This window comes from Clostridium sp. CM042 (assembly GCF_055080995.1).
In genome coordinates this window covers 3,074,139-3,087,310 of record NZ_CM143646.1, presented here as the reverse complement: position 1 = coordinate 3,087,310, position 13,172 = coordinate 3,074,139, and the positions used below count along the sequence as shown (strand labels likewise).

Sequence of the window (13,172 nt, the reverse complement as noted above, 5' to 3'; positions counted from 1 at the left end):
GTATTAATAATGCTAGGCGGTAATTTTTTGAAAAAGCCTCGCAATTCTTCAGAAGATGTAGTTTCTTTTGTAAATCTATCTATAGAACATGCAAAATCTGAAAAATGGGATATGCTACAGCAAGATATCGTTAGTATTGATACTGCCTGGAAAAAAATCATACCTCGAATTCAATTTAGCGTTGAACGAGATGAACTATATAATATAAGTTTAAACATCGCCAGCCTTAGAGGCTCCATAGCCAGTGAGGATAAAGCTGGTACCTTGATCGAATTAAATGAAATTATTGAAAATTGGGATGAACTAACAAAATAATACCTAAACCCTTAGGTATTATCTTTTTTTATTTTAACAGGGACGGTTAACAACTATTTGTTTTTTTAATTGGGGACGGTTAACAACTATTTGAACTATTGGCTTAAGAATTTGAATATCATCCCGTTCTCGTAGGCAATAATTTAAATAAAAGTTTATTAAGAGGAGTGATTTTTTATGCCAAGAAAGGCAAGAGTAAAAACAAATGAATCGATATTTCATATTATATGCAAAAGCATCAGTGAGGTAACTTTATTCAGAGATGCTGCAGATAAGGAAAAGTATTTATTTCTTAAATGCAATAATAATGAAAAGATACAAGTTTTCATAGAAAACTTGTACCAAAAGTAAAATATAAATAATTATTAACCGTCCCCATTTATATTCATTCTTTTTTCTCTTGTTAAAATTTCGAATGAACTTTTAAAATGAACTTTTTAAAACCACATGAAGTTCGTGTAATGCTCTAGTTGCCATCACATACCTAAGTTTATCCTCTTGCTTATATTTTCCCTGCAAACCTTCTGTTTTAAGTTCACTCACACCACTAGACTCATCTAGTATCATGATAACTGCATCAAACTCAAGTCCCTTAGCAAAATATGATGGAAGAACAACGATTCCACTATGATACACTGCGTTTTCTTTATTTATAATCTTGACATTAGCATCCTTGTTAATTAAATCAAAGATTTTTTCTGTTTCACTTATATTTTTACAGATAATTGCAATATTTTCATAAGTCTTACTTTTAAACTCAGTAATTTTTTGGAGCATAAAACTTTTAAGTTCATCCTTATCAGAAATTAATTTTTCTTTTACCACTTCACCATTACGTACTATGGGAACAATAGGATCTGCATGCAAATATTTATTAGCGTACTCCATAATTTCTACTGTAGATCTATAGCTGGTATTTAGTCTAAACTCCTGAGCATTACACTCTGGAAGTATGTTATTTATATCATGCATAGGTAGCAACCCATCATATGGAATCAGTCTCTGATTGCTATCTCCAACTATCGTTAAGGAAGAACACTTTGTTAATTCCTTTATTACCAGGAATTGAAGTTCATTATAATCCTGAGCTTCATCTATTACTACATGTTTTATTTCCTCAGAAATCTTTATCCCTTCTAGCTTAATTTTAAAATATAAGATACCACCTAAATCATTTTCTGTTAATGTTTTATGTCCATTTATTTCGTTGTATAAATCAACACAGTCTCCATTTTCAATCCAGGTAAGATTTCTTTTTACTGATAATGTCTCTTTAATTACTTCTCTAATTTTGAGTCTTCTATTAAATTCTAAATCATTTATTTTAAAATCCTTTTCTTCCTCAGGTAACTCTACCACATTTTTTTCATATTCTTTTTGTATAAATCTAACTTTCTCATCTCTAGCATCTCTAATTTTAGAATAAATAATTCTTTTGATTTTCTTGCTTCTTCTAAATAAAGGCATAGTTTTATAGTGATTATAAAACATTTCCATTATTTCTTGTTTAGATAATACCATCTCATTCATAAAAAATAAATCTTCTATTTTAAAGTATTCTTTATCTAATTTTTCTACTGAGGCGTCAAGAAAGTTTTTATACTCCATAGAATTTTTATACATAATATCTTGAGCAAATTCTTTTTCTCCACTAAGCACTCTTTCCATGTACTCTTTTAGACTCATTACTTCCATAAACCCTAAAATGTCAAAGGCAAAATCTCTAAATGTTGTTTGCTTAACTCCCGATTCTCCAAGGCTTGGCAGCACTAAAGATATATATTCCATAAATACCTTATTTGGCCCTAATATTAGAACCTTGTCTTGGAGTATTTTTCTATAATTATAAAGCAAATATGCTACCCTATGAAGAGCAATAGTAGTTTTTCCACTACCAGCAACGCCATCAACTACAATAGTTTTGGTTCTTGGTTGCCTTATTAAATCATCCTGTTCCTTTTGTATTGTCATTATTATATCTTTCAGTTTTTCTGATGCATTGGTACTAAGCACCATTTGAAGTATCTCATCTTTTACATCTAGTGCTGAGTCAAACATGCCCATAAGCTTTTCTTTTTTTATAATAAATTGCCTCTTAGCTAAAATATTTACTAGTATCTTTTCCTTAGGAGCATCATAAGAAGCTTCCCCTAAAGCCCCGGTATAAAATAAAGATGCAACGGGGGCTCTCCAGTCTACTACTAAAGGTTCATATATATTCTCTGGAGTAATTCCAAACCTTCCTACATACATTTTATTAATACCATAGTCTTCTTCTGAAAAATCAATTCTTCCAAAATAAGGAGAGTTTTTAAGCTCAGTTAACTCCCTAACTCTTCTATCAATAGTTTTATATGCTTCTTCCTTTACATATACCTCATGATCAAAATATTCTATTACCATATCTTCATCATCTCTATAGTCTTCAATCACTTTTTTCCTATATTCTAAAATATATTTTGTAATTTCCTTTCTCTTTTGGATATACTTTAGAATTTCTTCACTAATGATTTTAATAATGCCATCTAATTTTTCTTTTTCTATATTAAATTCTAATTGTTTCTTTAATTCAACTTCTATTAAACTAGCATCCATATCATATTCATTATTATTCAAAACTACCACCCCATTTTAACGATTATATTTTTTCGTGCATTACACATCTATACATTTAAAAAATTTCATTCCATCCAATAATATCTATAATACCAAGACCTGGAGAATCATTAATAGTTATCGTATTCCCTGTGATACATGCGCCACCAATTATTGAATCATGTTCAAATAGCAACATAGTATCTAGATCTGCTTTAATCATATTGGATTTTGATGCTGCAAAGCTCGTTGCTGCTGTTATGCCTATTCTACTTTCTAGCATACATCCCATCATACATCTTATACCCATATTTTCTGCCATATTATATATCTTTATTGCATTATTTATACCACCGCACTTCATAAGCTTTATGCTTATGAGGTCTGCTGCTCTTTTTTCAATTATCTTAAAGGCATCTGATGGACCAAAAACTGCTTCATCTGCAAGAATTTTCGTTTCCACATTGTCTGTTACATATTTTAGTCCATCTATATCCCAAGCATTAACTGGTTGCTCAACAAACTCAATGTCTAAACCCATATCTTCAAATTTTCTAATAGTACTTACAGCTTCCTTTGGTCTCCAACCTTGGTTAGCATCTACTCTTATTTTTATTCCCCGCCTTACTGCTTTTCTTACTGCTTTTACCCTCTCTATATCACGGGCCATATCATTTCCAATTTTCACTTTTAAATAAGTATAACCAGCCATTACAGCTTCTAATGATTTTGTTACCATTTGTTCCACTGTATCATTTGTTATTGTAATATCTGTAGTTAATGAAGTTTTATATCCACCCAAAAATTTATAAAGTGGCACTCCATATTTTTTGCAAAGTAAATCATATATAGCAACATCAATAGCTGCCTTAGCACTATTATTTCCGTGAATAGAACTATGAATTACTTTCATAATTCCTTCAATATTATCAATATCTAAACCTATAATTTCAGGTTTAATATACTTTATTGCTCCAATAATTGAACTCTCTGTTTCCCCAGTTATTAAAGGTGTTGGGGATGCACTACCATATCCTACTTCCCCTGTATCTGTAACCATTTTTATAACTATTTCATCAGAAAAATTAAGGAGTCTCTTCCCTACTTTATATGGTTGTCTCAAAGGAGTATTAATCTTACCTATCCTTATATCTTGTATTTTCATAATTATCCCTCACTAAAAGTTTAATATTTTTATAGTATTTAACCTACTTAACCTATTTATACAATAAGAAGTAAATTCTTAACAGTACAATATTTCATTATACCTCTATATCTACTTTAATTCCATTACTTTTTTATAAATTCTTTACTATTTGTCTTTGTAAAAAAACTAAGGTCTATATCTTATTTTATAAGATATAGACCTTAGAGTTATTCTATTTTTATTTACTTCTATTTAGACATGCATCTTGTTTTTAAGATGCATGTCTAAAGTTATTTACTTTGCAAGTTCATATAATGCATGAGCATATATCTTAGCATTTGTAATTAAATTATCTATTGTGATAAATTCATTTTTTTTATGAATAGTATCTGGTTCTCCTGGGAACATTGGTCCAAAGGCTACAGTATTAGGCATTTCTTTAGCATAAGTGCCTCCACCTATGGATACTAATTTAGCTTCTTTTCCAGTCTGCTCAGTATAAACCTTTTGAAGTGCTTTAATAATTTGACTATCTGGTGAAAAATATAATGGTTCTTGATGTTCAAATTTTTCTACTCTTATTCCAGTTCCGTCAATTTTACTATTAAATGGATTCATCATATCTTCTAATTTGTTTGTTACAGGATATCTTAAATTTAAAGTCATCGTAGCTGAATTTTCATCCATATCTACAACTCCCACATTAAATGATAACTTGCCTGAATTCTCATCTTCAAGACAAACTCCAAAAGACTCTCCGTGTGTTTCCATACCTATATTTTTATTTAAAAATTCTACAAATTCTGACGCATCGTTTGCACCAAGTTCTAATGTTCCAACGAAAGCGAATAATTGCATTATGGCATTTTTACCAAGTTCTGGTAAACTCCCATGAGCTGCTTCACCTATAGATTTAATTATTACCATGTCTTTATTAACTACTGCTGAAAGCTTGTACCCATTATCTTTTATAAAAGCACCTAATGCTTTAACTATACTTTGTGCGTCAGTAGCTACAATTCCTGCCTCACAATAATCAGGTACTATATTAGATACTTGACCACCCTTAATATACTTTATAAAGTTTTCACCCTTATTCTTGATTTTAAAATCTTTTACAATGTTAAAAATAGTTATACCTTTTTCTCCATTGATTATTGGATACTCTGCATCTGGAGTAAATCCAGCAACTGGTGCTTTTTCTTTTTCTAAGTAATATTCAAGTTCCTTGCTTCCTGTTTCTTCATTAGTTCCAAATAAAACTCTAATTCTTTTAGATATAGGCAATTTCGCATCTTTAATCGCTTTTAATCCATAAAGCGTTGCCATTATTGGTCCTTTATCATCTGTAGTTCCACGTCCATACATTTTTCCATCATGAATTTCTGCAGCATAAGGTGGGTGAATCCATCCTTCGCCTTCAGGAACTACATCTAAGTGACCTAATGCTACAACATAATCTTCACCTTGTCCATATTCTGCATATCCAACATAACCATCTAAGTTAACTGTATGAAAGCCTAAATTCTTTGCAGTGTTTAAAGCACATTCTAGTGATTTAGCTACTCCATCTCCAAAAGGCATTCCTGGTTTAGCTTCACCTTCTACACTCTTAATTCTTATTATTTCTTGAGTGGACTTAACAATATCCTCTTTCATAACGTCAATTAATTTATTTAATTCCATATCCGTTTCCCTCCATTTATTTATTTTTATTTTTCGAAGGTAATCCATCCTTTTTGAGATAAATACCTTAGAAACATAATTAACCTATTAATAGCATTCTCCTCAGTATCCTCAAATTTTTGGACCAGAGCTAAAGCTATATCATAAACAGTTTTAGTACCATCACAAAGTTGCCAAACCATAGAACCCATTTCATCAAGCTCTATATCATTAACTTTTGGTTTTTTTATGAGCCATCTCACAAATTTTTCTACTGGTTTATTATGGTAAAAAAACAGTTTTACTTTTTTATCACTTACAGACCATTTTTCAATCTTTCTTAACGGTCTATACATCAAAAAGTTTTCTTGTGATTTTTCTTTGTTTTTTTTATTAAACATACATTTCTCCTACAAAGAAGTTAAGAGCCACAGTGGCTCTTAACTATATTTTTTCTTTATTTTTTTTCGTTAAGTTAAATATTGTTTACCATGTCTAATTTTAACATTAAAGAGTGTTTTTGTCCACTTTTGTAGCAAACATGTAAATCCATAATCCTAATCCCAAGAACATTATTGCAGCGAATGCGTTACTTGCGGCTAGTCCTGGGAATAACTTCGCTCCAAATCCTATATCAAGCTTCGCTGTTGCTGCTCCTGCAACAACTATACCCATTAAGGCATCTCCTGCAACGAGTCCTGATGCAAGAAGTATACCTTTTTCCACTTGTACCTTTTGTTTTTCTTCGTCTTTCTTGAATTTCTTTTCAACTAATATTCTAATAATACCACCACAAAGAATAGCTGAGTTTAAATGTATTGGTAAATATATTCCAAGTGCAACTGGAAGTATTGGAATACCTGCCATTTCACAGAATATTGCAATTGTAACTCCAACAAATACTAGAGCCCATGGAAGTTCACCAGTCATTACACCTTTGATAACCATTGACATTAATGTTGCTTGAGGTGCAGCAACGTCTTTACTACCTATACCGTATGTGCTATTAAGCATTAATAATACTCCACCAGCAACTGCTGCTGCTGCAACTATTCCTAAATACATACCAATTTGAACACTCTTTGGTGTACCACCGATAACATAAGTTGTTTTTAAACTTTGTGCAGTACCACCAGAAACACAGATAGCAACACAAACTATACCACCTATAATAACAGCCGCAACCATTCCTTTATCACCAACGTTACCTGTAAGCTTTAATATTGATGTTACAAATAACAATGTAGCTATAGTCATTCCTGAAGCTGGGTTATTTGAACATCCAATTAAACCAACCATTCTAGCTGATACAACTGCAAAGAAGAATGAGAATACAACTGCAAGTATTCCACCAACTATACCAACATTAATTATTGGTAATAACCATGAAAGTAAGAATACTAATACCGCTGCACCTACAACCCAAGTTATTGGTGCCTCAATATCTGATCTTTTTTGGGTATTCATCCCACCTGCTCCAATACCAGACATAGCTGATTTAAAAGATTTAATGATTGTTGGAGCTGATTTTCCAAGACTTATAAATCCACCTGCTGCAACGGCACCAGCACCTATATATCTTATATAATTACTCCAAATATCCCATGCTCCCATTTCACTAATAAGTTTTACTGATGGGAATAATGGTGATTGTAAACCATGTCCAACATACATTATTAGTGGCATAAGTCCAAACCAGGCTATTAAAGAACCACCAAACATATAAAGTGATGCTTGAACTCCAACTATATAACCAACACCTATAAGAGATGCTAATGTATCAACACCAAATAATGTTGATTGCATTGGCTTTATAGTCCATTCAGCTTCTTCAACCCAAAATTTAAATCCACCAGAGAATAATTTGAAAATTGCTCCTCCTGCAAGTCCTGTCATTACTGCCTTAAATCCTGAACCACCTTCACTACCAGTTACGAGAACTTCGGCAGCTGCCATGCTTTCTGGATATATAAGGGTACCATGTTCCTCGACTATTAAGAAGCGTCGTAGAGGTGTAACAAATAGCACTCCTAAAAGTCCTCCAAGTAATGTTACAACAATTATAGTAGAGAGTTTTAATTCCATACCCCAAAGTATAATTGCTGGAAGTATAAATATAATTCCGCCTGCTAGCGATTCTCCCATAGCAGCAATTGAAGATACCATATTAGCTTCTAATATGTTATTTCTTTTAAATGCACCTTTAAGTATTCCCGTAGCCAAAATCGCTCCTGGAATACCTGCTGAAATTGTCATACCTACTTTAAGTCCTAAATAAGTGTTTGCAGCCGCAAATATCATTGCAAATAACATACCCATTATTATGGATATTGCCGTAAGTTCTGGCATTGCTTGGCTCGCTGGTACAAATGGTAAATAATCCTTACCTTTAATACCACCGTAAGCTGTATGAGACAGTTTTTTTGATTCGGCCATGATATATCCTCCTTTTGATTATATATGTTAATAATCTATTAATATAATTCATAATACCATATGTTCTAATAATAACTAAATATGAAAATTCATCGTATTTAATGAAATTTTCACATTTTAATAATTTTTCACTTAAATCCCTACAAAATACTCGCTTTAGCTTAACATATCACTACAATTTGATACTTTAATATGGCTTTTGAAACTGTACAAACTTTTTTATTCATTTTCAAACATTTCGTTAATGTAAATATATATTACTTCTTAAAGTACAAAAGAATATTGATATTTTTTTACCAAATATATTGCTAGGCAATGTAAAGCTTTACCATGATTTTTTTATTGCAAACCCCTTTAGATAAAGGTATACTAAATTCAATTATTAGATTATAATATAAATTCCTATCTAATTAATTTCCAAAAAATGAAAATAGCAGATATACAAACTTGCATTTATATACTGCTATTTTATTATTTTAATTTACCAAATCTGCTAAACGGACTAATTATAATTCTTGCCTTACCCATTATATCTTTTTTAGGTATAAAAGGGTTATCCCAATATCTTGCATCTAGAGAATCTATCCTATTGTCACCCATAAAGAAATAACTATCTGCTGGCACTTTATATTTCCCTGTTTTACCGCCTGGATATGCAACATAACTTTCATTTGTTTTTTTATTATTTATATATACAGATCCATCTTCTTTAACTTCTACTATATCATTTGGAAGTCCAATAAGCCTCTTTATTAAATCTTCACCCAGTTCATCAGAATGAAATACTACGATATCTCCATGTTTAAGATTATTTTTGTTATGAACTATTGTTACTAAAATCTTATCATCCAGATGTATTGTTGGTAGCATAGATCCAGTCGGAACAGTTACATTAAAGAAAATAACCTTGTGTATTACAAATGCTATTATAACAGCCACTACTATAGGTACTATCCAATCTTGAAATATTTTTTTTATAAAGTCCATAATTATCCCCTCCGAAATCTAACACATTCATATCTTATCACAATATTTGCAATATATCAGTAGTTAAAATTTATTTCCTTGTTAACTCCTCTCCTGCGGAGCTGCAACCGGTAAATTTTCAGTGTTTTAAATATACAATTTATACCATATTGATTTGATATATAAAGGGGAAAAGAGAAGCTGACTTATTAAAAGTCACTCCTCCAAATTTGACGTCAATATATGTTAAATAATCTTCTGCGAAGCTGTAATTTTAACTACTTCATTTACTATTCCATGCGATGCGCAAAATGTCCCATGATTTTTGCCCAAATACGTTGTGTTTCAATGAATTCAGCATAATGTTTTTCTACATTTTTATTGTATTTCTCGAGTTCTGCCAAGACATTAATAAACTCAGGCTTTCCAAAATAAGCACTGATTTTAGGCAATGTTACTCTCAGCTTCTCCCTCATCTCTCTAATCTTTTCCTCGTAATGATCTGGCTGCGTTATATAGAGCAGTAATGGTTTATAACGAATCCAACCTATACATGCATTATAAAAGCGAGTTTTAACCTTGTCCGTATCAGCTTTTATAAACTTCAATCGAATTGGGAGAACGCCTTCTAAAAGGTGATTATATGTAGAAAATCCGTCATGGAATGTGTAACATGGCACACGCAAAACTTTTCTCTCACTTAGGCATGTACTTAAAAAAGTATCCTCTCCTCTAGCCCCTGGTGGATTGTAAAAAGGGAAAATACGCTTAGGCTCAGTTAGGTTAATACACAGATTAGCACCTGAGATGAATTTAGAATGGTTTATTTCTTCTACCTCTCTGGCCTCATGGCTAGTCAATGTCTTTGTATCTGCATATGTTATTCCACCGTTTTTCATAACAGATTTTAATTTATCCCACTTAATAATATCATTACTAATAGCCTCAATAAAAGACCTAAAATCACCTTCGGTCATAGTGTCATTAAATTCCATATATGGAATTGGCGATATATAGCCACAGTGATGTCCGTGGGTGATGTCTGCTTCAGTGATATTATTAAGATGTTCTGCCAAAACAAACTGACCTCCCCAAATTGCAGTATCAAGCGTATTCGTCACTGCCATCGGGTATTCGTCATCATCCAAAAAAACAAGATAATCCATTTTATTTTTTATAGCATTATATAACACAGCATTACGCTTGGCTGCATATCCTTTGCCAAAAATCATTTGAGTCTCCTCAAAACTAATGACGTTTTCTCTAATTAAATAATCAATTTCTTCTTTTATAGCAACGCTTCCAATAAATTTACTACTATCAATCTGCTTTACCAAATCTGGATGTACATTTGTGTAATCAGTTATTTCAGTTTTATTATAATGAAGATCATAGGCAACAAAAAGGTTTAAACTTAACCTTTTATCTGCTACCAAACCAGATTCATTCCAATTGCTTATGTTAGTTCTCAGCACCTTTTGAAAACTCTTTCTTCCCGTCGCAAAACCTATTCCGACTTTAATCTCTTTAACGTTCGGCATTTAATCACTCCCTTTTATAAAAAAAATAATGGTAAAGTATGTCTCTATTGTATATTATACCATATCCAACCCATAAAATCACAAATAACATTCGCCATTGATTTTTATGGAAACCTTAGAAGTTAATAAAGTTTGCTTATTATCTAAAGTTATCACAAGTATTAGCTTCCTTCATATAATATTTATGTAGATAAAAATTATTAATGAGGTGTAATTATTGAAAACATATTTAAAAGATCCTGTGCAAGGTATGCCACAAATGGGTGATATGTACGGAATGCCAATGATGACGGGCATGCAGAACATGCATCCAATGATGAAAGGCATGCAAAACATGTATCCAATGATGAGTTGTATGATGACGTATATGCATAGTATGTATCAAATGATGGTTATGCAAAGCATGTCCCCTATGATGAATATGCAAGCTGATAATAAAATGCAATTTCCTATTCCAATGCTAGCAAAATTGGAACAGCTCTCACCTAATCAGATTCAAATTAGCTACGATAGAGATGTTGATGTAATGCTAGGAATGAAGCCCACCAATTACTGGATCAAAGATACAATGAATGCTAGACCCAAAGGTATAGCTACTCTTGGGAGAAATGATAATGTGAATGCTGGAAATTCACTTAATGGTAATATTGTTAAAATAGAGCCAAAGAGTGGCTCAGCAAGAACATTTACATTAACTTTCAATCGACTTATTCCTAAAGGAGCAGAGTATATGCTAATAATTTGTTATGTAACAGTTAAAGGAGCACCTCCTTACAGTGGAGCTAATGGAATGGCTACATTTATTGGTAAATAACGAATACTAAATTAATATAAAAAAGTTTACTTTTATTGGTTTTGATGCAGCTTATTTAGGATTTAAACCAATATTATTTAATTGATTGCATATTTAAATTAGATATAATAATTTAGGGACTGTAGATAGATTTGTAAAATCTATCTACAGTCCCTTTGCTACCAGCCTATTTCTTCTCTATCCTCGCAACGCACTCAACATGCGCCGTCTGTGGGAACATATCCACTGGCTGGATTTCTAAAGTAATATATCCAAGTTCATCTAAAATCCCAAGATCTCGAGCTAAGGTGCCTGGGTCACAAGAGACATAAACTATAGTTTTAGGCTTCATGCTACTAATAGCTTCTAAAAGAGTTTTGTCACAACCCTTTCTTGGCGGGTCAACTACCACAACATCAGCTTTTACTCCCTGATGAAGAAGCTTTGGAATAATTTTTTCTGCCTCCCCTACTATAAATTCTGTATTACATACCTTGTTTTCTATTGCATTGATTTTAGCATTTTCAATGGCTTCAGGTACTATCTCTACTCCGTATACTTTTTTAGCCTTCTGAGATAAAAATAAGGATATAGTGCCTGTACCACAATACGCATCAAGTACCACTTCTCCACCACTTAAATTTGCATACTCTAGTGCCTTACTATACAGTACTTCTGTTTGGATTGAATTAACTTGAAAAAAGGATAGTGGAGAAACTTCAAATTTAAATTCTCCTATGTAATCTGTTATAGTATCTTTTCCCCATAGTGTTACGCAAAGTGGTCCTAATATTACATTTGTTTTTTCACTATTAATATTTTGTATTACACTAACAAGCCCTTGAATTTTTTTACCTATTAATGCTATAAATTCTTCTTTATAAGGAAGTTCTTTGCCATTAGTAACTAATACCACCATTACTTCCCCTGTTTTAATCCCTTTTCTAATCATAATGTGCCTTAAAATACCTTGGTGATTTTCCTCATTATAACTTTCAATATTAAACTCTTTTATCCATTGCCTTGTTAGCTTTACCACAAGATCCGCAACTGTGTCTTGAATATGACAATTTTCCATGTTTATTATGTCATGACTTCTTTGCGCATAAAAACCAATATTCACTACTGAATCTATATTGCTCATAGGTAATTGAACCTTATTTCTATAGTTATAAGGACGCTCCATTCCTATTGTAGGATGCACTATAACCTCTTCTAATTTCCCTATCCTATTTATAACCTGTACTATTCTATTAGTTTTAAAATCCAATTGAGCCTTATAGTCTATATGTTGTAAGTTACAGCCTCCACAGTTCTTATATATACTGCAAACTGGATCTATTCTACTTGCTGATTCCTCAATTATCTCTAATAATTTACCAAAAGCAAAGTTTTTAGAAACCTTAACAATTTTTATTTTTACCTTTTCGCCTATAATTGCGCCAGCTACAAAAACGGTAAAATTATCTATTTTACCTACTCCTTCGCCCTCGTATCCCATATTATCTATTGTCATTATATAATCCTCATTTTTTTTAACAGGTATAATATAATTATCAAACTTTCTCTTACTTTTCATTGTTCTTCCTCCCTAATTCTACCTATAGCTATCTTTCTATACTAAAGCACATGAAAATAAATAGCAATCAAGTTATGCTCGTATATTTATCCCCAGGTGCCTATTAATTTTATAATTCTTGAAAAAACACTCACT

The 13,172-nt window shown here is 31.8% G+C and carries 11 protein-coding genes; 3 read left to right on the top strand and 8 right to left on the bottom strand.

Annotated elements, in window-relative coordinates; all coding sequences use genetic code 11:
- The first annotated feature begins 27 nt into the window (after nt 1-27).
- Nucleotides 28-315 carry a DUF4363 family protein gene (locus ACWJJ7_RS14725; RefSeq protein ID WP_462962752.1) on the top strand — a complete coding sequence of 96 codons (288 nt, stop codon included), beginning with the start codon at nt 28-30 and terminating at the stop codon, nt 313-315.
- A 177-nt stretch (nt 316-492) separates the two neighbouring features.
- Nucleotides 493-666, top strand: a complete 174-nt coding sequence (locus ACWJJ7_RS14720; RefSeq protein WP_462962751.1) for a hypothetical protein — start codon at nt 493-495, stop codon at nt 664-666.
- Between the two features lie 72 nt (nt 667-738).
- Here ACWJJ7_RS14720 and ACWJJ7_RS14715 read toward each other — a convergent pair whose 3' ends face one another.
- The 7 genes from ACWJJ7_RS14715 to ACWJJ7_RS14685 form a co-directional block, all read right to left on the bottom strand.
- Entirely contained in the window at nt 739-2,910 is a 2,172-nt protein-coding gene (locus tag ACWJJ7_RS14715) for a HelD family protein (RefSeq protein ID WP_462965005.1), read from the bottom strand.
- A 76-nt stretch (nt 2,911-2,986) separates the two neighbouring features.
- Nucleotides 2,987-4,075: a mandelate racemase/muconate lactonizing enzyme family protein gene (locus ACWJJ7_RS14710; RefSeq protein WP_462962750.1), complete on the bottom strand. Its 1,089-nt coding sequence runs from the start codon at nt 4,073-4,075 to the stop codon at nt 2,987-2,989.
- 276 nt (nt 4,076-4,351) lie between these two features.
- The gene (gene pepV, locus ACWJJ7_RS14705) at nt 4,352-5,743 is read right to left on the bottom strand and encodes a dipeptidase PepV (protein WP_462962749.1); all 1,392 of its coding nucleotides are present in this window, start codon (nt 5,741-5,743) and stop codon (nt 4,352-4,354) included.
- A 26-nt stretch (nt 5,744-5,769) separates the two neighbouring features.
- Nucleotides 5,770-6,123 (bottom strand): PqqD family protein, encoded by a 354-nt coding sequence (locus tag ACWJJ7_RS14700; protein ID WP_462962748.1) that lies wholly within the window; start codon nt 6,121-6,123, stop codon nt 5,770-5,772.
- Nucleotides 6,124-6,229: 106 nt separating this feature from the next.
- The gene (locus ACWJJ7_RS14695; protein ID WP_462962747.1) at nt 6,230-8,158 is read right to left on the bottom strand and encodes an OPT family oligopeptide transporter; all 1,929 of its coding nucleotides are present in this window, start codon (nt 8,156-8,158) and stop codon (nt 6,230-6,232) included.
- 471 nt (nt 8,159-8,629) lie between these two features.
- The gene (gene lepB / locus ACWJJ7_RS14690; RefSeq protein ID WP_462962746.1) at nt 8,630-9,145 is read right to left on the bottom strand and encodes a signal peptidase I; all 516 of its coding nucleotides are present in this window, start codon (nt 9,143-9,145) and stop codon (nt 8,630-8,632) included.
- Between the two features lie 269 nt (nt 9,146-9,414).
- Nucleotides 9,415-10,665 carry a hypothetical protein gene (locus ACWJJ7_RS14685; protein WP_462962745.1) on the bottom strand — a complete coding sequence of 417 codons (1,251 nt, stop codon included), beginning with the start codon at nt 10,663-10,665 and terminating at the stop codon, nt 9,415-9,417.
- Nucleotides 10,666-10,882: 217 nt separating this feature from the next.
- Between ACWJJ7_RS14685 and ACWJJ7_RS14680 the strand changes: the two genes are divergently transcribed.
- A complete protein-coding gene (locus tag ACWJJ7_RS14680) occupies nt 10,883-11,479 on the top strand; it encodes a hypothetical protein (RefSeq protein WP_462962744.1) in 597 nt (198 codons plus the stop codon).
- Between the two features lie 166 nt (nt 11,480-11,645).
- Here the strand turns inward: ACWJJ7_RS14680 and rlmD are convergent, their stop codons facing one another.
- Nucleotides 11,646-13,037, bottom strand: coding sequence for a 23S rRNA (uracil(1939)-C(5))-methyltransferase RlmD (gene rlmD / locus ACWJJ7_RS14675; RefSeq protein ID WP_462962743.1), 1,392 nt, complete (start codon nt 13,035-13,037; stop codon nt 11,646-11,648).
- Between the last annotated feature and the right edge of the window lie 135 nt (nt 13,038-13,172).